General features: G+C 63.2%; 22 protein-coding genes. 14 read left to right on the plus strand and 8 right to left on the minus strand.

The window, feature by feature from the left end; all coding sequences use genetic code 11:
* On the plus strand, positions 1 to 519 hold the full coding sequence (locus EOC93_RS01220) for a hypothetical protein (protein WP_095483790.1): 519 nt from the start codon (positions 1 to 3) through the stop codon (positions 517 to 519).
* Between the two features lie 37 nt (positions 520 to 556).
* Positions 557 to 1,159, plus strand: coding sequence for a HupE/UreJ family protein (locus tag EOC93_RS01225; RefSeq protein WP_206532206.1), 603 nt, complete (start codon positions 557 to 559; stop codon positions 1,157 to 1,159).
* A gap of 180 nt (positions 1,160 to 1,339) precedes the next feature.
* Here EOC93_RS01225 and EOC93_RS01230 read toward each other — a convergent pair whose 3' ends face one another.
* Positions 1,340 to 2,053 carry a GntR family transcriptional regulator gene (locus EOC93_RS01230; protein WP_095483792.1) on the minus strand — a complete coding sequence of 238 codons (714 nt, stop codon included), beginning with the start codon at positions 2,051 to 2,053 and terminating at the stop codon, positions 1,340 to 1,342.
* 261 nt (positions 2,054 to 2,314) lie between these two features.
* Here EOC93_RS01230 and EOC93_RS01235 point away from each other — a divergent pair, with 261 nt between their 5' ends.
* The 6 genes from EOC93_RS01235 to EOC93_RS01265 all read left to right on the plus strand — a co-directional run bounded on the left by EOC93_RS01235 (position 2,315) and on the right by EOC93_RS01265 (position 8,306).
* The gene (locus EOC93_RS01235) at positions 2,315 to 3,403 is read left to right on the plus strand and encodes an ABC transporter ATP-binding protein (protein ID WP_095483793.1); all 1,089 of its coding nucleotides are present in this window, start codon (positions 2,315 to 2,317) and stop codon (positions 3,401 to 3,403) included.
* A gap of 33 nt (positions 3,404 to 3,436) precedes the next feature.
* Positions 3,437 to 4,726: a PotD/PotF family extracellular solute-binding protein gene (locus EOC93_RS01240; RefSeq protein ID WP_095483794.1), complete on the plus strand. Its 1,290-nt coding sequence runs from the start codon at positions 3,437 to 3,439 to the stop codon at positions 4,724 to 4,726.
* A gap of 245 nt (positions 4,727 to 4,971) precedes the next feature.
* The gene (locus tag EOC93_RS01250; RefSeq protein WP_095483796.1) at positions 4,972 to 5,886 is read left to right on the plus strand and encodes an ABC transporter permease; all 915 of its coding nucleotides are present in this window, start codon (positions 4,972 to 4,974) and stop codon (positions 5,884 to 5,886) included.
* 4 nt (positions 5,887 to 5,890) lie between these two features.
* The gene (locus tag EOC93_RS01255; RefSeq protein WP_095483797.1) at positions 5,891 to 6,709 is read left to right on the plus strand and encodes an ABC transporter permease; all 819 of its coding nucleotides are present in this window, start codon (positions 5,891 to 5,893) and stop codon (positions 6,707 to 6,709) included.
* An 8-nt stretch (positions 6,710 to 6,717) separates the two neighbouring features.
* The gene (locus tag EOC93_RS01260; RefSeq protein ID WP_095484008.1) at positions 6,718 to 7,464 is read left to right on the plus strand and encodes an aspartate/glutamate racemase family protein; all 747 of its coding nucleotides are present in this window, start codon (positions 6,718 to 6,720) and stop codon (positions 7,462 to 7,464) included.
* Between the two features lie 5 nt (positions 7,465 to 7,469).
* Positions 7,470 to 8,306, plus strand: coding sequence for a GNAT family N-acetyltransferase (locus tag EOC93_RS01265; protein ID WP_095484009.1), 837 nt, complete (start codon positions 7,470 to 7,472; stop codon positions 8,304 to 8,306).
* 154 nt (positions 8,307 to 8,460) lie between these two features.
* On the opposite strand, the gene EOC93_RS01270 is transcribed toward EOC93_RS01265, so the two are convergent.
* The 7 genes from EOC93_RS01270 to EOC93_RS01300 form a co-directional block, all read right to left on the minus strand.
* Positions 8,461 to 9,120, minus strand: a complete 660-nt coding sequence (locus EOC93_RS01270; RefSeq protein ID WP_127203635.1) for a GDSL-type esterase/lipase family protein — start codon at positions 9,118 to 9,120, stop codon at positions 8,461 to 8,463.
* Entirely contained in the window at positions 9,113 to 9,307 is a 195-nt protein-coding gene (locus EOC93_RS01275; protein ID WP_127203636.1) for a hypothetical protein, read from the minus strand. Before EOC93_RS01275 ends, EOC93_RS01270 begins: the two co-directional genes overlap by 8 nt.
* 183 nt (positions 9,308 to 9,490) lie before the next feature.
* Positions 9,491 to 10,789: an FAD-binding oxidoreductase gene (locus EOC93_RS01280; RefSeq protein WP_127203637.1), complete on the minus strand. Its 1,299-nt coding sequence runs from the start codon at positions 10,787 to 10,789 to the stop codon at positions 9,491 to 9,493.
* Positions 10,786 to 11,763 (minus strand): branched-chain amino acid ABC transporter permease, encoded by a 978-nt coding sequence (locus EOC93_RS01285; protein ID WP_164759010.1) that lies wholly within the window; start codon positions 11,761 to 11,763, stop codon positions 10,786 to 10,788. Before EOC93_RS01285 ends, EOC93_RS01280 begins: the two co-directional genes overlap by 4 nt.
* Positions 11,760 to 12,668: a branched-chain amino acid ABC transporter permease gene (locus tag EOC93_RS01290; RefSeq protein ID WP_095483800.1), complete on the minus strand. Its 909-nt coding sequence runs from the start codon at positions 12,666 to 12,668 to the stop codon at positions 11,760 to 11,762. Before EOC93_RS01290 ends, EOC93_RS01285 begins: the two co-directional genes overlap by 4 nt.
* Positions 12,665 to 13,432, minus strand: a complete 768-nt coding sequence (locus tag EOC93_RS01295; protein WP_127203639.1) for an ABC transporter ATP-binding protein — start codon at positions 13,430 to 13,432, stop codon at positions 12,665 to 12,667. The genes EOC93_RS01290 and EOC93_RS01295 overlap by 4 nt, the downstream gene beginning before the upstream one ends.
* Entirely contained in the window at positions 13,429 to 14,229 is an 801-nt protein-coding gene (locus tag EOC93_RS01300) for an ABC transporter ATP-binding protein (RefSeq protein ID WP_127203640.1), read from the minus strand. Before EOC93_RS01300 ends, EOC93_RS01295 begins: the two co-directional genes overlap by 4 nt.
* 128 nt (positions 14,230 to 14,357) lie before the next feature.
* Between EOC93_RS01300 and EOC93_RS01305 the strand changes: the two genes are divergently transcribed.
* From EOC93_RS01305 to EOC93_RS01330, 6 genes are read left to right on the plus strand one after another with little or no spacing between them, the layout of a single operon-like run.
* Positions 14,358 to 15,095: a GntR family transcriptional regulator gene (locus EOC93_RS01305; protein ID WP_095483803.1), complete on the plus strand. Its 738-nt coding sequence runs from the start codon at positions 14,358 to 14,360 to the stop codon at positions 15,093 to 15,095.
* Positions 15,092 to 15,580, plus strand: a complete 489-nt coding sequence (locus EOC93_RS01310) for a DUF3830 family protein (protein WP_127203641.1) — start codon at positions 15,092 to 15,094, stop codon at positions 15,578 to 15,580. The genes EOC93_RS01305 and EOC93_RS01310 overlap by 4 nt, the downstream gene beginning before the upstream one ends.
* Positions 15,581 to 15,940 carry a TIGR04076 family protein gene (locus tag EOC93_RS01315; RefSeq protein WP_095483805.1) on the plus strand — a complete coding sequence of 120 codons (360 nt, stop codon included), beginning with the start codon at positions 15,581 to 15,583 and terminating at the stop codon, positions 15,938 to 15,940.
* Positions 15,937 to 16,992, plus strand: coding sequence for an aldo/keto reductase (locus tag EOC93_RS01320; RefSeq protein ID WP_127203642.1), 1,056 nt, complete (start codon positions 15,937 to 15,939; stop codon positions 16,990 to 16,992). The genes EOC93_RS01315 and EOC93_RS01320 overlap by 4 nt, the downstream gene beginning before the upstream one ends.
* A gap of 8 nt (positions 16,993 to 17,000) precedes the next feature.
* Positions 17,001 to 17,429: a DUF4440 domain-containing protein gene (locus EOC93_RS01325; protein ID WP_127203643.1), complete on the plus strand. Its 429-nt coding sequence runs from the start codon at positions 17,001 to 17,003 to the stop codon at positions 17,427 to 17,429.
* Between the two features lie 53 nt (positions 17,430 to 17,482).
* Positions 17,483 to 18,742 (plus strand): ABC transporter substrate-binding protein, encoded by a 1,260-nt coding sequence (locus tag EOC93_RS01330; RefSeq protein WP_127203644.1) that lies wholly within the window; start codon positions 17,483 to 17,485, stop codon positions 18,740 to 18,742.
* Positions 18,743 to 18,761: the final 19 nt, after the last annotated feature.

Genomic DNA, 18,761 nt, shown 5'->3' on the forward strand with positions numbered 1-18,761 from the left:
ATGCACGACGATCACCACCACCACAGTCACGACCATGGCGACGGCCACCATCACCACGACCATCCGCACGCGCTCGGCCACAACGGGCCCGCGGGCAAGCCGCTGCAATGGCAGACGCCGCACCTGCCGGACCAGGCTCACGAGCCGCCGGCCGATCCAGCGACGGTCGACCTCGATCTTGTCGAATCCGCTTTCCTCGAAGGCTTTGCGCGGGCGCCGGACCCGTCCAGCTTTCTACGTCTGGCCGGCATACCGTTTGTCGGTGAGAGGGCGGACGGCGTGCGGCTTCATCTGCTGCGCGTCGAGACCGAGGATCTGGTCGATGTCGGCGCGGTCATGCCGCTCGTCGGCGGCACCGGCGTCGCCTATCACCCGTTGCCGGCGCGCCTGACATCGCACCGCCGCCGCCTCGCTTTCATCTATCACGATGGCAGTGAGCAAAAGCCTCTCGGCTTCGCCGCGGCGCGCGCTCTCGCGGACCGTTCCGCCGCTTCGCAATTCACCGTTCCCGGGCACTGAAACCAGAACCCGTCACTCTCATCGAACAGGTACAACCATGAAAACATTCGCAGGCATGAAAACACTAGCAAGACTTGGCACACTTTCAGCTATGGCCGCCCTCACACCGTCGCTGGCGTTTGCCCATAGCGGCGGCCTTCACGTCCACGGCCTTTTCGCCGGCCTCGAACACCCGCTCCTCGGCATGGATCATCTGCTCGCCATGGTCGCGGTCGGCATGATTGGCGCCCGCGCCGGCGGGCGCAGCATTGCCCTTGTGCCGCTGTTCTTTGTCTCGGCGATGGTCGCCGGAGCCTTGCTCGGCATGGCCGGCATCGGCCTGCCTTCCCTTGAAACCGGCATCGCGCTGTCGCTTGTCGTCTTCGGCGCCATGATCGGCCTTGCCAGACCTCTGCCGCTTGCTGCCGCGGCTGCACTGACGGCCTTGTTCGGCCTCTTCCACGGCAATGCCCACGGCCTCGAAATTCCCGAGAGCGCCGGCGGCATCGCCTACGCTGCGGGCTTCGTGCTCGGCACATCGATGCTGCATGCGATCGGGGTCTTGTCCGTCCTCACGCTCGCCCGTTGGCCGACGACGGTCCGCACCGCGGGTATCGCCACCTCGCTGGTTGGAATGGCCATGGCGGTCCAAGCCTTCTGAGTAAGGGACCTCTTCCGAGTGAAGCAACCGGCGCGCGGTGGGCAAACAGAACTGGAAAGCAGATGAGCCAGAGATGGTTGATGAGGCTGCGGCGCATTCGGGACATGCTGCACCAGATCCTGAAAACCCGTGCCGAACGGCTTTGAGGGGCGTGTCTTTCGCGTCCCTCCGGAATGACCGTCAGAATTCGAGCGCCTGTCTGAGTGCCGGACCGCTCCTGACGCGCAGATCGAGGTCGGCCTCGATATGGTCGATGTGGTGCAGCATCAGTGCGCTGGCGCGTTCGGAATTGCCATTTTCGAGCGCCTCGAGGATATTCATGTGCTCGCTATGGCCACAGCTCGAGACGCCCGAGCGGCCATAAAGCGCGATCACCAGCGATGAACGCGCGACCAGCTCCTCCATGAAACGCTGAAGGATGACGTTTCCCGCGACCGACGCCAGCAGCAGGTGAAAATCGCCAGAAGCCTTGATCTCCGACCGTCTTGCGCTTGGTCCGCGTTCGGCGATGAAGCGGCCCTCTTCATCGAGCTGGGCCTTGAACGCAACGACATGCGCCGGCGTCATGCGCCCGGCCGCGGCGATCGCGATGCCGGGCTCGATCAGCCGGCGCGAAGCAAAAACCTGGCGCGCTTCCTCCGGCGACGGATTGGCGACGAAGGCGCCGCGGTTGCGCTCGGTCCGCACCAAACCTTCGAAGGAGAGCATTTGCAGCGCCGCGCGGGCCACGGTGCGGCTGACGTCGAACAAAGTGCCGACCTCGCCTTCGGACAGCTTGGTTCCGGGCGCCAGCCGGCGATCGACGATCGCGTCGCGCAACTGGTCGCGGATCGCTTGGGCGCGGTCCTCGTTGGCATTGTCGACAGCAGGGAAAGTCTGGTCGGCTATATTCATGATGGTAGTCCCTGCACCTTTCTACCCTGAATCGGGTCGCGTGCACGAGGGCCAAAGTGAATACGATCCCAAAAAAGATTGCATACGATTTTTGCGGGAATCGCCCGCTATCGCCTATAATTTGTGCATTGCACAAGCGTGCCGTTTCGGCAGCCAGCCGGATGCAATCCTGATTTTCCTAAGCTTTCAATCGCTTGAGGCCGATGTGGAGCAATTGGCATGCATGATGCTTTGCTTAAGTTGATTTAGAGAGGAAGCCGGATGTCCAAAGCCGCCGAAATCGACATCGTGTCCGTTTCGAAAATCTATGGCGCAACGACTGCCGTCGAAGACATCAGCCTGAAAATTCCCGCGGGAACCTATTGCTGCCTGCTCGGCCCGTCCGGCTGCGGCAAGACCTCGACGTTACGCATGATTGCCGGGCACGAGAGCATATCGAGCGGCGACGTGCGGCTCGGCAATATTGTGGTCACCGACCTGCCGCCGGCTAGGCGCGGCACCGCCATGATGTTCCAGTCCTACGCGCTGTTTCCGCATCTCGACCTGATCGACAATGTTGCGTTCAGCCTCAAGATGAAGGGTGTCGGCAAGGAGGAGCGCCGCGCCAAGGCGCTCGTCATGCTGAAGCTGATGCAGATGGAAGCCTATGCCGGCCGCCGCCCGGCGCAGCTTTCGGGCGGACAGCAGCAGCGCGTCGCTCTGGCCCGGGCGCTGATCACCGACCCCGAGGCGCTGCTGCTCGACGAACCGCTCTCGGCACTCGATCCGTTCCTGAAGATCAGGATGCGGGCCGAACTGAAGAAGCTGCAAACGTCGCTCGGCATCACCTTCGTTCACGTCACCCATAGCCAGGAAGAGGCGATGGCGCTCGCCGATCTGATCGTGGTGATGAACGACGGCCGCATCGAGCAGGCGGCGCATCCGCGCATCGTCTTTGAGCGGCCGGCCACCGCCTTCGTCGCCCGTTTCATGGGCGATCACAACGTCGTCTCCGGCCGCGTCAGCGGCAGCCGGGACGGCATGATTGTCTTCGATGTTCCGGGTGGCGCCTCGCTTGCGGCCAGCGGCCAGGGCAAGGCGATCGGCGAGCCGATCGATATCGCCATTCGAACCGACCATGTGCGGATCGGCGACCCGCCGGCCGTGGGGCTGGGTTTCACCGGCATCGTCTCCAACGTCGAATACCGCGGCTCGACCGTGAAGCTCTCGGTCAATGGCGCCGGCATCGAGGATTTCACGGTGATCGTCGACGACACCAGCTTTTTCGCCAAGCCGGTCGCCGTCGGCGACGCGGTGCCGATCGCCTGGGACCCCGAGGACGCGATCGTCCTTGGCCGTCTCGATTCCTGAACCAGAACAACCAATCAAAAAAGGGGAACTGACATGACCAACACCACCGACAAGAAGACAGGAATTTCCCGCCGCTCGCTGCTCAAGACAGGTGCCGCCGCCGTCGGTTTTGCAGCCGGCTCCGGCGTCATCACCGGCTTCCCGACGATCTGGGCGCAGAACCCGATCACGCTGCGCCAGTTTGGCACCGGCGTGTCCAACCTCAACGCCATCGCCGACAAGTGCAAGGCCGACCTCGGCATCACGCTGGAGATGACGGCGACCGATTCCGACGCCGCCGCCCAGCGCGCGGTGACCCAGCCGGACAGCTACGACATCGCCGACATCGAATACTGGATCGCCAAGAAGGTGTATCCCTCCGGCGTGATGCAGCCGATGGATGTCAAGAAGCTGAAATATTACGACAAGATCGTGCCGCTTTTCATCACCGGCAAGCTGACGCCCGACAGCGCCATCGCGCAAGGCACCGCGCCGCACACCGTCGGCTTCGTCGAGGCACAGGACGCCAAGACCTTCGCCAAGGAACCGACCCAGTGGATGACGATGGTTCCGACCATCTACAATGCCGACACGCTCGGCATCCGCCCCGACCTTGTCGGTCGCGACATCACCACCTGGGCCGACATCATGGATCCGGCCTTCAAGGGCAAGGCCGCCATCCTCAACATCCCGTCGATCGGCATCATGGATGCGGCGATGATCATGGAAGCCATGGGCAACATCAAATATGCCGACAAGGGCAACATGACCAAGGAGGAGATCGATCAGACGATCGACTTCCTGATCAAGGCCAAGCAGGACGGCCAGTTCCGCGCGTTCTGGAAATCGTTCGACGAGAGCGTCAACCTTATGGCTTCAGGCGAAGTGGTCATCCAGTCGATGTGGTCGCCTGCGGTCGCTGCGGTCCGCTCCAAGGGCATCGCCTGCAAATACCAGCCGCTCAAGGAAGGCTACCGCTCCTGGGGCGGCGGCCTTGGCCTGGCAGCGCATCTCGAGGGCGCCCAACTCGACGCCGCCTACGAGTATATCAACTGGTACCTGTCCGGCTGGGTCGGCGCCTATCTCAACCGCCAAGGCTACTACTCGGCCGCCATGGACACGGCCAAGCAGTTCATGTCCGAGGACGAATGGGGCTACTGGGTCGACGGCAAGGCCGCCAAGGGCGATATCATGGCGCCGGACGGCAAGGTCATGGAAAAGGCGGGCGCCGTGCGCGACGGCGGCTCCTTCGTCGAGCGCATGGGCAAGGTCGCCTGCTGGAACTCGGTCATGGACGAGGACCGCTACATGGTGAAGCGCTGGAACGAATTCATCGCGGCTTGATGCAAGGCTGAGATGTTGCATTCCTTCGCGCCCCCCTCTGTCCTGCCGGACATCTCCCCCACTTGGGGGGAGATCGGCCGTCGCCGCTGCTTTCGCCAATCTCCAACTTCGCAAGAAGAGGCGCCAACAGCGAAGCTGCCAATCTCCCCCCAAGTGGGGGAGATGTCCGGCAGGACAGAGGGGGGCGCGAAGGATCACAGCTTGCCAGATTGTCGGCCCTCCGCGACACGCCCGGGCTGTTCCAGATGACCGTGGTCCTCAACCAGCCTGTAGCCACCACCGCCGCAAACCCCGCCAGACGCCGCCGGCTCTCGATCGGCACCCTCGCCCCCTACCTCCAGGCGACGCCGCTGGCGCTGATCCTCGGCACGTTCCTTCTGCTGCCGATCCTGATGATCGCCGTGGTCTCCTTCTGGGACTATGATTTCGCGGCGATGTACCCGGATTTCCTGACCACCAACTACGCCGACACGCTCGGCTCCTGGGTCACCTGGAAAACCTATCTGAATACGCTGAAATACGCCGCCATCGTCTGGGCGCTGACGCTGTTGATCGGCTTCTGGGTCGCCTATTTCCTCGCCTTCCATATCAGGACCACTGCTATGCAGATGGTGCTGTTCCTTGTCTGCACGGTGCCGTTCCTGACTTCCAACATCATCCGCATGATCTCCTGGATTCCGGTTCTTGGCCGCAATGGCCTGGTCAACTCGACGCTGGTGCAGATGGGGCTGATCCCGAAGCCGATCGAATGGCTGCTTTATTCCGAATTCGCCGTGGTGCTCGCCATGGTGCATCTCTACACCCTGTTCATGGTGACACCGATTTTCAACACGCTGATGCGCATCGACAAGTCGCTGATCGAGGCCGCGCGTGACGCCGGCGCGTCCGGCTGGCAGGTGTTGTGGAACGTCATCATCCCGCTTGCCAAGCCCGGAATGGCGATCGGCACCATCTTCGTCGTCACGCTGGTGATGGCCGACTTTTCGACCGTGCAGGTGATGTCCGGCGGGCAGAGCGCCTCCGTCGCGCTGATGATGAAGAACCAGATGTCGCTGCTGCAATATCCGGCGGCTGCCGCCAACGCGGTCGTGCTCCTGGTGCTGGTGTTGCTGATGGTCGCCGGCATCCTGCGCATCGTCGACATCCGCAAGGAGCTGTGAAGCGATGAGCCAGGACAAGCGCTCCCTCGAATTCTACGTGCTGGCAGCCTTCTTCGCTATTTTCGTGCTGTTTCTCTACGGCCCGCTTTCGGCGATTCTCATTCTTTCGTTTCAGGGCGAGAATGGCGGGCTGACCTTTCCGCTGAACGGCGTTTCGCTGCACTGGTTCGCCAATCTGTTCGAGCGCCAGGCGGTCGGCGATTTCGGCGGCAGTTTCAAACGCTCCTTCATCCTTGGCCTTATGGTGATGATCGTGACCGTTATCGTGTCGCTGCTTGCCGGTCTTGCCTTCCGCCAAAAGTTTCGTGGCGCCACCGCATTGTTCTATCTGGCCGTCGCCAGCCTCGTCGTGCCGTCGATCATCATTTCGCTCGGCATTGGCGTCGTCTTCCAGCAGATCGGCTTTCGCCCCGCCTGGTACACGTCCGCCTTCGGGGCGCATCTGACCTGGACCTTGCCCTTCGGCGTGCTCATCATGTTCGCCGTCTTCAACCGGTTCTCGCCGGCCTATGAGGAAGCCGCGCGCGACCTCGGAGCATCGTCCTGGCAGACCTTCGCGCATGTCGTCCTGCCGATGATCTCGCCCAGCCTGATCGGTGTCGGCCTGTTCGGCTTCACGCTGTCCTATGACGAGTTCGCCCGCACGCTGATGACCTCGGGCACGTTCAACACGCTGCCGCTCGAGATCTATGGCATGACGACAAATGTGACGACGCCGGTGCTCTATGCGCTGGGCACGGTGACATCAGTGTTTTCTTTCCTGGTGATCCTGCTGACGCTCGGCGCAATCGTCTATGTCGGCCGTCGCCGGGCACGTATTTGAGAACCGCAGTGCAGATCCTCGTTGTCAATCCGAACACCACCGCCAGCATGACCGAAACCATTGCAGCGGCGGCGCGGCTCGTGGCCGGCGCCGGCACGGAAATCGTCGCCGTCACCTCGTCGATGGGTCCGGTTTCGATCGAAGGCTATTATGACGAGGCGCTTGCCGTGCCGGGCCTGCTGGTCGAGATCGCCGCTGGCGAGCGCTCGGGCGCGCAGGCTGCGATCGTCGCCTGTTTCGACGACACCGGCCTCGATGCCGCGCGCGCCATGGCCAACATCCCGGTCATCGGTATCTGCGAGGCAGCGCTCAGCACGGCCTCGTTCATCGCCCAGCGCTTCACCGTCGTCACCACGACCGAGCGCTCGCGCGTGCCGGTCGAAGGGCTGGTGCAGCGCTATGGCATGGCGGGGCGGGCACGCGTGCGCGCCGCCGACATTCCGGTTCTTGCCCTCGAAGACCCGGCATCGGACGCGATCCTGAAGCTGCGCGGCGAGATCGCGCGCGCACTCGAGGAGGATCGCGCCGAGGCCATCGTGCTCGGCTGTGCCGGCATGGCCGATCTTGCGGCTGCGCTGCAGCGGGAGTTCGGCGTTCCGGTCATCGACGGTGTCGGCGCCGCCGTGAAACAGGCCGAGGCGTTGATCGCGCTTGGCCTGTCGACATCCAAGCGTGGTGCCTATGCAAACCCACTGGCAAAGCCTTATCGTGGCGCCTTGAAATCCTTCGCCCCCGGTATAGTTGCCGCCGAGTGATCGCAATGTCCCGAACGATCAGAACGCTCGCACTTGAAGAAGTGGAAACGCTTGTCGACTGGGCGGCAGCGGAGGGCTGGAATCCCGGCCTCGGCGATGCCGCAGCGTTCCACGCGGCGGATCCCGACGGCTTCATTGGCGCCTTTGTCGATGGCGAGATGGTGGCCGGTATTTCGGCCGTGGCCTATGGCGACGATTTTGGCTTCATCGGCCTGTACATCTGTCGGCCGGACAGGCGCGGAGAGGGCCATGGCAAGGCGGTCTGGGATGCCGGCACGGCGCGGCTCGGCAGCCGCACGATCGGCCTCGATGGTGTCGTTGAACAGCAGGCCAACTACCGCAGCATGGGCTTTGCGCCGGTCTACCGGACGATCCGGTTCGTCGGAGCGCCGAATGTTTCGGCAGGCACCGACAGTGACATCCGTGCCATAGGCCCTGACCTCATAGCGGATCTCTTGGGCTACGACAGCCGGTTCTTTCCCGCTCCGAGACGGTCGTTCCTGGAACACTGGCTGCGCCCGCCGCACATCGCGCTTGCGATCGTCAGGGACGGCGCAATCGAGGGATACGGCGTCGCGCGCCGATGCCGGGACGGTCACAAGATCGGCCCGCTCTTTGCCGACAGCCTGGGCGCGGCAAGCCGTCTCTTCGCCGCACTCGCCAATGCTTCCGGACCCGGAAATATCCATCTCGACGTTCCCGAGACCAGCGGGGACTTTGCAGCCCGGCTGACGGCCGCCGGTCTTCAACCGGGCTTCGAAACCGCTCGAATGTACAAGGGAAAAGCGCCGCAGCTCACGCAGCCCGGGGTCTTTGCGATGACGACCTTGGAGCTTGGTTGAGGCGGAGCGTCTATTTGTAACGCGCAAAGTCGGTTGGCACCTCCGCGCAACTTCACTTGGCACTAACTCGCGCGCTTTCTACGGCCGTTAACGGTGCCTTAAAGCCCAACGTCACAGGTCAAACACTCCTGTTGGGGAGATCCGTGACTATTGTTTATCGTTCCGCTGAAACCGCAGCCATCATCGGCCGGAGCTGGTTCTCCCAAACCCGATAGCCGGCGCCGTTGAGGTGGATCCCGTCAGTCGTGAGGTCCGGTCGTAGGCTGCCATCTCGGGAGAGAGGCACGTTAAGATCCACGAATCGGCAGTTTGCAGCCTTTGAGCACAGGGCGATGAGCGCACTGTTCAATCGCTTTATCGCGGCGTTGTGGACCTCGCTGTTCGTGAGCAACGTCGACTGGACGACGATGCTCTCCACATCCGCCAACCGATCGATGATCTTGTCGTAGGATGCAGCCACGTCGTCGGGGCTGGTTGACCTGCGAATATCGTTGATCCCGAGCATGATGAAAACCAGTCGGGGCTGCGCTGCCGTAATCTGGTCGAGCCTCAGGAGCGCGCTGCCGACGCGTTCGCCAGATATGCCTCGATTGATAATCGATAGTCTGGGAAACATCTCCTGCCAATGGCCACTCGCAGTGAGAGAATCGCCAAACATGACGATGTCGGCATGTCCTTTGAATTGACGGAACTCGTCGACTTTGGCTTGCCACGCGGCGTTTTCGGACCGCGTAGCAAGGGCCGTCGCCAACAGAATCGACAGCATTGCGCCAAAGATCAGCGCTGCCGATGGATGGATGAAGCACTTAGGCATCTCGCGGCTCGCATACACGGAGCAGATACTTTAAGGAATCGAGCGCCATGGCCAACCCGTCATTGCCAAGTTTTGCTCTCATTCTCGGCGAGGCGTTCGGCAACTGCTCATCGATCTCCTTCAAGCGTTGCTCTAGATTAGCAAGAATGGTTTTGTCGAAGACCAGTTTTCCGGTCTCCTCCGACACGAGGAACCTACTCCAGACGCCTTCTTTTGCACGAATAGCTCTTTGTCGTAGTCGCCCTCGCTGCCGAAGTATGGCGGGTCTAGGTAGAAGAAAGGGCCGAGTGCGGCAGAGCTATCCAATCTTGCGCGTTGCATAGTGCATGTCGTTGTCCCAAAACCGCTGCGCACTTTTGGGCGACATACACTAGCCCGCCTCATCCAGCCGGTCGCGCAGCATGCTTAGGGGAAGCAGCATGTTTGGCGCATGCCGCATCAGGCTGTGGAACGGGATCGGCGACGGCGGCGCAAACGGCAGCGGCAAGTCCTGCGGCTTCGCGCCATCAGCCCAATCCGCAAGCACCTTGCCCAGGCTCGTGGTCATGGCGATGCCGCGTCCGTTGCAGGCAAAGCCCGCGATCAGGCCGGGCCCGAGATCGACGAGGTGCGGCAGGAAGTCGGGCTCGACGGCGGCCATCCCCGACCAGCTATATTCGAGCGGTGGGATCTCCGGGAGGTCGAGGTGTTTTGCCAGCCGCCCCCAGATCGCCTGCGGCACCCGCGCTTCGGCGCCCGGACCAAAACTATGCATGCCGCCGGTAATCAGCCTGTTTTCGCTGTCGAAGCGGAAGGTGAAAAGATTGCGTCTTGTGTCGCCGACGCCTTGCCCGCCTGGAAGCAGGCGAGTGCGGTATTCGCGTGGCAGCGGAGCCGTCGCGATCTGGAAGATTTTCAGCGGGAAATAGGTTCGCTCAAGCGTGCGGTTTAGCGGCCCGCCATAGGCATTGGTGGCAATCAGCACCTTTCCGGCGCGTACCGAGCCCGACGCCGTCTTCAAGACCCAGCCATCCCCAATGCGATCGATCGATGTAACGAGCGTATGCTCGAAGATGCGCGCGCCGGCTTTTTCCGCAGCGTCGGCCAATCCGCGCGCATATTCGACCGGATTGAGGACGCCGCCCGAACGGTCCATCCAGCCACCGACATAACCGCGAACGCCGGTCAGCTCTTCGACCGCCCGCCTGTCCAGCGCAACAGTCGGTCTTCCGCGCCTCGCCCATTGTTCGGCGCGCGATCTGGTTTTTTCGAGAGCAGCCTGCGAATGGGCTGGCTGTATCCATCCGCTCTGGACGGCATCGCACTCGATGCCGTGCCGCCTGATCAGGTCGAAGACGAGGTCGGCGCTGCCGGCCGCGAAATCGATGAGGCGTTCGCCACGTTCTGGCCCGAGCTGGGCAATGATATCGTCGGGGTCTCTTTTCGCGAAATTCGGCACGACGAAGCCGGCATTCCTGCCGGTTGCTCCCCAGGCGATGATTTCCGCTTCGAGGACGGCGACCGAGATGCCTTTCTCGGCGCTGTGCAGCGCGGTGGAAAGGCCTGAAAACCCGCCGCCGACAATTGCCAGATCGACATCGAGTGCGCCTTCGAGCGCGGGCCGATCACGGCGATTGCGGCTGACGGCATGCCAAAGGGAAATGCCGTGCGGCCGGATCTCAGCGCTCATGAGCCGCTCTCGCTCGGGGCCACGCGTGCACGCTTGCCGAACCTTGGACGCCGCGGCCTGTCGCCAAACAGGCCGTTCGGCCTGACCAGAAGGATGACGCACAGCATCACGCCGATGGCGACGATCTGCAGCGAGGCGGCGCGCGCCTGTTGTTCCGGCGAGAACAAGACGCTCGTCAAGGCTCCCGATCCGGCCCAAATCGCCCAGACCAGGATGCTGCCGATGACGGCGCCGATGTTGCTGCCCGAGCCGCCGACGATCAGCATCACCCAGACCTGGAAAGTCAGCGCCGGCAAATAATTGTCCGGCGCGATGAAGCCTGTGAAATGCGCCTGCAACGCGCCGGCCAGTGCCATGATGGCGCCGCCGACGGCAAAGGCCTGGACGCGGTAGAAACGCGCGCTTTTCCCCAGGGATATCGCGGCCCGCTCATCCTCGCGAAGCGCCTTCAACACGCGCCCCCACGGGCTGCGCGACAGATGCTCCAGCGCGAGATAGACGATCAGTGTCACCACCGAGACGACGGCTAGGTTCGACAGGTTGAACAGCAACGGCGTCTCCGCGAGGCCGCCGAAGGGACGCGGAATGAAGCCGATGCCGAAGGGGCCGCCGGTCAGTTTTTGGGCGTTGAGCGCCACCAGCTGCACGACGACGGCAACGCCGAAGGTGGTGATCGCCAGATAGTCCGATCTCAGGCGCAGCGTGGCGATGCCGGTGATCGCGGCGGCGACCCCGCCAACGACCATCGCGCCCAGCCAGCCGACAAGGATCGGCAGGCCGAAGCCGCCGAGGCGTGCGGCATCGTCGGGCGTGGTCAGCAGCGCCGAGGTGTAGGCGCCGATGGCGACAAAGCCGGCGAGCCCGACATTGAAAAGCCCGGTCAGCCCCCATTGCAGGTTGAGCCCGAGCGTGACGAGCGAAAAGATCAGCGCGGTGGTCAGGAAGAAAGCGCCGTAGCCGAGCAGATCCATCAGCGTTCTCTCACTCCGAAAAGGCCGATGGGCCGCACGAACAGCACGGTCATCAGGATGATGAAGGAGACGGCCGCCCGCCATTCGGCGCCGATCAACTGCACTGCGCCGGCTTCGGCGAGACCAATGATCAAGCCGCCGAGAACGGCGCCAGGCACGCTGCCGATGCCGCCGAGGATGGCGGCCGCGAACATCGGCAGCAGCATGTCGAAACCCATGAATGGGCGGATCTGGATGAGAATGCCGATCATGACGCCGGCGACGCAGGCTAGCGCCCCGCCGACGATCCAGGTGACGCGCACGACCTTGGCGACGTCGATGCCGACAATGCGGGCCAATGCCGCGTTCTGGCTCAGTGCCTGCATCGAGCGGCCGGTCTGGGTGCGGGTCATCAGGAGATGCACGCCGAGCACCAGAACGGCGGTCAGAAGCAGCAGCGCGATCTGGTCGGGGGTGATGCGAATGCCGAAGCCGACCGGCATGGCGATCTGGATGGCCCGGCTGAAATAGGTCGGACGCGAGGTGAAGATAAATTCGAGCAGGCTTCTCAGCGCCATCGAGGCGCCGAAGCTCGCCATCACCACGATGATTGCCTGGCCCTTGGCCCGCAGCCGCGCGAAAAGCATCAGGTCGAGCAGCAACGCCAGCAGGCCGGTGATCGCCATGCCGATCACCACCGCGGCGATCAACGGCCAGCCGAAGGAGAGCGGAGCGATCGGCGCGATCTTGCCGAACATCGCGCCGATGGCGCCGACGGCGGCGAGCGTCGCATAGGCGCCCCAGGCCATGAAGTCGCCATGCGCGAAGTTCGAGAAGCGCAAGATCGAATAGGTGAGCGTCACGCCGATGGCGCCGAGGCCGATCATCGAACCTGCCAGCAGTCCGTCGACGACAAATTGCAGGTTCATGCCGCGCTTCCTTTGCCGGAGTGCCGGTCTCTTTCAGCATCGAGGCGGCGCTGGCCAAGATAGAGCTCGGCGACGACCGGATCGTTCCAGAGTTCGGAGGCGACGCCCTCGTGCCGGTCCTTGCCCTCGACCAGCACATAGGCGCGGTCGCCGATGGCAAGCGCTGCCTTGGCGTTCTGTTCGACCAGCAGAATAGTGACGCCGGATATGCGTATACCGGCCAGCATCTCGAACACCATCGCCACGAATTTCGGCGACAGGCCGGCCGACGGCTCGTCGAGCACCAGCACCTTGGGATGGACGATCAATGCCCGGGCGACGGCCAGCATCTGCCGCTGTCCGCCCGAAAGGTTGCCGGCGACGGTCTTGCGCTGACGGGCGAGATCGGGGAAGGCCGCATACATTTCCCCGATGCGGGCAGGGATCTCGCGCGGCTTCAGGATGCCGCAGGCGACCTTCAGATTGTCCTCGACCGACATTAGCGGGAAGATGTTTTCGGTCTGCGGCACGAAGGCGAGGCCGAGGCGGACCATGGTGTGGGCGGGTGCGGCGGTGATGTCGCTGCCGTCCAGCAGCACCGTGCCGCCGGTGATCGGGACAAGGCCGGCGATCGCCTTGATCAAGGTCGATTTGCCGGCGCCGTTGGGGCCGAGAACGACGACGATCTCGCCCTTGTCGACGGTGATCGAGGCGCCGCGCACGATCGGAACGCCTGGCTCGTAGCCGGCTTCGAGGTTGCGGACATCGAGAACCGTTTGGCTCATGCCGCGCCTCCGAGATAGGCCTCGATGACGCGCGGATCGCGCGCCACCTCGTCCGGGCTGCCTTCGCACAGAAGCTGGCCGCTCGCCATGACCAGCACGCGGTGGCAGAGCCGCGTCACCATGTCGATATTGTGCTCGATCAGCAGGAAGGTGATGCCGCCTCTGTTGATGTCGCGAATGCGGTCGATGATGACTTCGAGCAGCGTCGCGTTGACGCCGGCCGCCGGTTCGTCGAGCAGGATGATCGCCGGGTTGGCCATCATGACGCGGGCGAGCTCGAGCAGCTTGCGCTGGCCGCCGGAAAGCACGCGCGCCGGTTCATGTGCGAGGCGGGCAAGCGTGACGAGCTCGAGCAATTCGATGGCTCTCGCCTCGGCAGCCCTTTCCTCAGTGGCGACCCGCCGTGGCGTCAGGAAATTGGCGAGCAGCCGTTCTCCGGCCTGTCCCTGCGCGGCCAGCATGACGTTTTCGATCAGCGTCAGGTTGGGCAGCGGCCGGGGGATCTGGAACGTGCGGCCGAGTCCGCGGCCGATGCGGCGATGCGCTGCTTCCCCCGACACCAGTGTGCCGTTGAGAAGGATCTCGCCGCTGGTCGGCAGGATGCTGCCGGCCAGCAGGTCGAACATCGTCGTCTTGCCGGCGCCGTTCGGGCCGATGAGGCCGAGTATCTCACACGGCTGGACCTCAAACGAGACATTGTTGACCGCGACGAGACCGCCGAAGCGCTTGACGACGTTCCTGGCCGTCAGAACCGGCGTGCGGGTCTCCGCCCGCTGTTGTGCGGTTGTGTCACTCATGGAACCCTCTGGCCGAAAGCGATCGTCGCCGCCTTCTGGTTTTGATTTGTGATCACACTTGCTTTGATCACGCTATTCGGCTTTAATTTCTTCCGCAAGCCGAAAACGGCCAAAGACCGGGACTGCCCATGCAGAAGGCCGCCATCGAACGGAACAACGAAACGATCGCAGCCCAGCTTACGCCGGTCGGCCGCGAGACCGTGCAGGATCGCGTCTATTCGGAGCTGCGTCGCGCCTTGATCGGCGGCCTTTTCGAGCCGAGCCAGGTTTTGACCATCCGCGGCCTCGCCGACGCGCTGGTCACCAGCACCATGCCAGTGCGCGAGGCGCTCGGACGTCTGATCACAGAGAAGGCGCTGGAAGCGCTTCCCAACCGCTCCGTGCGCGTGCCGCCGATCACGCTGGAGCGGATCGACGATCTCTTGCGCGCCCGTTCCCTGATCGAGGGCGAAGCCATCGCGCTGGCCGCCACGCGCATGAACCCGCGCCAGATTGCTTCGGTCGAGGCCATGCTCGGCGAGTGGGACGAGATGCGGGCGCTGAAACACAAGAAGGATATCGACCGCGAGGCGACGCTCAACCAGAGCTTCCATTTCGAGATCTACCGCTGCTGCGGTTCCGCCGTGCTGATCCCGATGATCGAGAGCCTTTGGCTGCAATCAGGACCCTGCATCCGCGTTGCTATCTATGCCTTTTCCGACGCCGGCGAGGTCGACACCGCCCACTACCATCGCAGCATCGTCGCAGCGCTTGCGAGGCAGGATGCGCAAGCGGCGCGCGAGGCGCTGGTGGCCGACATCAGCCGGCCTTTCGCCTTCCTGCGCGACAAGCTGCAATCCGCAAGCAAAGAAGGATTGAGGGCATGACGACGCCCGCCATCTGGATCACCGAGGAACGCTCAAAGCTTTCCGTGACGGCGTTGCTGTTGCCTGAAAAGGCGCCCGACAATGCTGCCTTCCTGCTGGCCTATCTCAAGCAGCCGCGCGTCGTTGCCGGCATCAATGCGATGTGGACGGGGCCGGAGATCTCCTGCCCGGTTCCATCAGCGGATCTTGAGGGCCAAACCTATGCCAGGCCCCTGCCGGCGGAGAATGCAACGCTGACGCCGCAGCCGGGCGACATCGTGCTATCCTACGTGCCGCCCCGCATGTGGGGCGGCAGTCCGAATGCGATTTTCGACATCGGCTTGTTTTACGGACAGGGCGCGCGCCTGCTGTTCCCGATCGGCTGGCTTGCCGGAAGCGTGGTGGCGCAGGTGCGTCCCGAGGAGCGCGACCGCTTCGCCGCCGCCTGCGGCGTGATCCGCCGCAACGGCGCCTGCGACATCACCTTCACTCGTGTGGAGATATGAATGGCTGAGGACGACGACAGTTTCGAACTCTTCGATCTTCGTGTCGAGGCGGTCATTCCTGAGGGCAAGCCGATCTATTGCGGTGCCAAGGCGGGTGACTATTTCGAGCTCAAGGGCGAGATGCTGTCGATGCCGGCGGGGCAGGGTTTTTCGATCTATTCGATATCAGCCGTGTTGCCGCTGCTCGCGGCTAAACAGCGCCCAACCCACAAGAACGACTGGATGACCTCGGACGCCGAGATCGCCTGTCCCGATCCCAATTGCGCCAGTCGGCTCAGGATCGTCAGGACGGGCAAGCGGCGGTTCAGCCATGCCGAAACCACGGCGGTGCCGCTGCCGAAGGAGAATGACCAGAGATGACCGAAAAGTCCTTCGAGCTCAGCCCCGGCTATACGATCTCGCGCGTCATCCGCGGCGGTTGGCAGCTTGCCGGCGGGCACGGCGCGATCGACCGCCAACAGGCGGTGAGCGACCTGATCGCCACTTTCGATGCCGGCATCAGGACCTATGATTGCGCCGATATCTATACCGGTGTCGAGGAGCTGATCGGCGCGGCGCGGCTGCGGCTCGCCAATGAGCGCGGTCTCGACGCCGCCGCCAAAATGAAGGTTCACACCAAGCTGGTGCCTGACCTGGAAAGGCTTGCAAACATCAGCCGCGACTATATCAGGGGCATCGTCGACCAGTCGCTGCGGCGGCTGAAGACGGAGCGGCTCGATCTCGTGCAGTTCCACTGGTGGGATTATGCGCTGCCCGGCTATGTCGACGCGATGGGCTGGCTCAATGACCTTCGCCTGGAAGGCAAGGTGCGCAATGTCGGCACCACCAATTTCGATACGCCGCATTTGGCCGCGATCCTGGCCGCCGGGGTGCCGCTGGTCAGTCAGCAACTGCAATACTCCGTGCTCGACCAGCGGCCGGCCAACAGCCTCGCGGCACTCGCCAAGCAAAACGGCGTCAGTTTCCTCTGCTATGGTTCGGTGGCAGGCGGCTTCCTGAGCGAAAAATGGCTTGATGCTGCCGAGCCGCAGACGCCCCTCGAAAACCGGTCGCTGGTCAAATACAAGCTGATCATCGACGACTTCGGTGGCTGGGAGCTTTTCCAGGAGTTGCTTCGCACATTGAAGGCCGTCGCCGACCGCCATGGCGTCGACATCGCCACCATCGCCAGTGCCTGGGTGCTGGAGCAGCCGCAAGTGGCGGCCGTCATCGTCGGCGCCCGCAACCAGGCGCACGCCCTTGCCAATGCTAGGATTATGGACGTGGTGCTCGACGCCGACGACCGGGCGCGGATCGCCGCCGTGATCGCGCAAAGCCGTGGGCCATTAGGTGACGTCTACACGCTGGAACGGGACCGCCACGGCCGCCACGGCTCGATCATGCACTACAATTTGAACGCAGGCCGGATATGAGCGCCGCCATGGACGAGAAGTCCTCTCTGCTTTCCCGCGCGAGCGCCGAGGTCGTCGATCTCCACCGCTTCTTCGTCGACTGGTTCGTTGCAGGGAGGGCGGACAGGGCAGATTTCAGCCGCTTCGAACGCGTCATGAACGAAAGTTTCTGCATGGTTGCACCGGACGGCCAGATTCTCGATCGTGACGCGGTGCTCGACCACGTCAGGACAAGCCGCGCTACCTGCGATGGCGATTTCACTATTTCGATCGAGGACATCCGGGCCGGCTGGCAGGCCGACGACGCGATCGTCGTCTGCTACGTCGAAACGCAGCAGCGCGCCGGCAAGCACAGCCGCCGTCGCTCGAGTGCCGTTTTCACCACCAGTTCATCGGCGCCCAATGGCGTTGAATGGCGACATCTGCATGAAACCTGGATGCAGATGCCGGAAGACTGAACAGGCTCAAGACATGAATTGAATCAGTGTCGTGTAACGAAAGGGGAACAACAATGACAAAGACGCTACTTCAGATCACCACCGCGCTGGCTCTGCTGACAGCCGCCGGAGCAGCGCAAGCCTCCGATTGCAAGATCACGGTCGGCCTCGTCATGGAACTGACCGGCCCGGCCGGCGAATACGGCCAGGCCGGCGCCAAGTCGGTCGAAATGGCCTTCCGCGATATCAATGACGCCGGCGGCGTGCGCGGTTGCGACCTCGCCACCGACACGCGCGACAGCCAGAGCCAGGGCAACATCGCGGTCGACGCCGCGACCCAGCTCGTGCAGGTCAAGAAGGTGCCGGTGATCATCGGCGGCATCATCTCCTCGGTGTCGATTCCGATCCTGACCTCTGTCACCGCTCCGGCCAAGATCGTCCAGGTCTCGCCGGCTTCCTCGTCACCGACGCTGACGGCGCTCGGGCGCGACGGCAAGACCAACGGCATCTTCTTCCGCACCATCACCTCGGATGCGCTGCAGGGCGTCGCCGCGGCCAAATATGCCATCGACAAGGGCTTCAAGAAGCTGTCGGTCATCCACGTCAACAACGACTTCGGCGTCAACATGGTGGCGGAGTTCTCGCGCGCCTATAAGGCGCTCGGCGGCACCATCGTCTCCGACACGCCTTACAATGAAAAGCAGTCGAGCTATGCGTCCGAAGTCACGGCGGCAATGGCCGGCGAGCCCGACGGGCTTTATCTCGTCAGCACGCCTGTCGATGGCGCGACCATCGCCCGTACCTGGATCTCGCAGGGCGGTGTCCAGAAATTCCTGCTCAATGACGGCATGAACAGCCCGGACTTCATCGAATCCGTCGGCGCCGATTATTTGAAGGACGCTTATGGCACTTCCTCGGGCACCAGCCCGACCGCATCGACCGAGTATTTCACCAAGAACTACAAGGAATTTTCGGGAATCGAACCGTCGAACCCGGCGGCCGACCGGTCCTATGATGCCGGCGCCATCGTCGGATTGGCAATCGCCATTGCCGGGTCCGAGGATCCGGCCAAGATCAAGGACGCGATGTACAAGGCGGTCGATCCGGCCGGCACGCCGATCTATGCCGGCAAGGACGAGTTCGCCAAGGCGCTCGGCCTGATCAAGGATGGCAAGCCGATCCGCTACGAAGGCGTCATCGGCCCGGTCGCCTTCGACAAATACGGCGACATCACCGGCCCGTTCCGCCTCTGGAAGATCGTCGACGGCAAGGTGACGACCGATGGCGAAATGACGACGGATGACGTCAACGCCCTGCAGGCGAAGCTTCAGTAAGGCACCTCTTGTCCGGCAT

The organism is Mesorhizobium sp. M6A.T.Ce.TU.002.03.1.1, from assembly GCF_003997275.1.
In the GTDB taxonomy this organism is placed as follows: Bacteria; Pseudomonadota; Alphaproteobacteria; order Rhizobiales; family Rhizobiaceae; genus Mesorhizobium; species Mesorhizobium mediterraneum.

Bases quoted from the DNA above. Each gene is read 5' to 3' on its own strand.
- EOC93_RS01330 (WP_127203644.1), top strand. From the start codon at position 17,483: ATGACAAAGACGCTACTTCAGATCACCACCGCGCTGGCTCTGCTGACA.
- EOC93_RS01240 (WP_095483794.1), top strand. From the start codon at position 3,437: ATGACCAACACCACCGACAAGAAGACAGGAATTTCCCGCCGCTCGCTG.
- EOC93_RS01220 (WP_095483790.1), top strand. From the start codon at position 1: ATGCACGACGATCACCACCACCACAGTCACGACCATGGCGACGGCCAC.
- EOC93_RS01280 (WP_127203637.1), bottom strand. From the start codon at position 10,789: ATGAGCGCTGAGATCCGGCCGCACGGCATTTCCCTTTGGCATGCCGTC.
- EOC93_RS01235 (WP_095483793.1), top strand. From the start codon at position 2,315: ATGTCCAAAGCCGCCGAAATCGACATCGTGTCCGTTTCGAAAATCTAT.
- EOC93_RS01230 (WP_095483792.1), bottom strand. From the start codon at position 2,053: ATGAATATAGCCGACCAGACTTTCCCTGCTGTCGACAATGCCAACGAG.
- EOC93_RS01250 (WP_095483796.1), top strand. From the start codon at position 4,972: ATGACCGTGGTCCTCAACCAGCCTGTAGCCACCACCGCCGCAAACCCC.
- EOC93_RS01325 (WP_127203643.1), top strand. From the start codon at position 17,001: ATGGACGAGAAGTCCTCTCTGCTTTCCCGCGCGAGCGCCGAGGTCGTC.
- EOC93_RS01225 (WP_206532206.1), top strand. From the start codon at position 557: ATGAAAACATTCGCAGGCATGAAAACACTAGCAAGACTTGGCACACTT.
- EOC93_RS01270 (WP_127203635.1), bottom strand. From the start codon at position 9,120: ATGCCTAAGTGCTTCATCCATCCATCGGCAGCGCTGATCTTTGGCGCA.
- EOC93_RS01255 (WP_095483797.1), top strand. From the start codon at position 5,891: ATGAGCCAGGACAAGCGCTCCCTCGAATTCTACGTGCTGGCAGCCTTC.
- EOC93_RS01295 (WP_127203639.1), bottom strand. From the start codon at position 13,432: ATGAGCCAAACGGTTCTCGATGTCCGCAACCTCGAAGCCGGCTACGAG.
- EOC93_RS01320 (WP_127203642.1), top strand. From the start codon at position 15,937: ATGACCGAAAAGTCCTTCGAGCTCAGCCCCGGCTATACGATCTCGCGC.
- EOC93_RS01305 (WP_095483803.1), top strand. From the start codon at position 14,358: ATGCAGAAGGCCGCCATCGAACGGAACAACGAAACGATCGCAGCCCAG.
- EOC93_RS01310 (WP_127203641.1), top strand. From the start codon at position 15,092: ATGACGACGCCCGCCATCTGGATCACCGAGGAACGCTCAAAGCTTTCC.
- EOC93_RS01265 (WP_095484009.1), top strand. From the start codon at position 7,470: ATGTCCCGAACGATCAGAACGCTCGCACTTGAAGAAGTGGAAACGCTT.
- EOC93_RS01290 (WP_095483800.1), bottom strand. From the start codon at position 12,668: ATGAACCTGCAATTTGTCGTCGACGGACTGCTGGCAGGTTCGATGATC.
- EOC93_RS01300 (WP_127203640.1), bottom strand. From the start codon at position 14,229: ATGAGTGACACAACCGCACAACAGCGGGCGGAGACCCGCACGCCGGTT.
- EOC93_RS01315 (WP_095483805.1), top strand. From the start codon at position 15,581: ATGGCTGAGGACGACGACAGTTTCGAACTCTTCGATCTTCGTGTCGAG.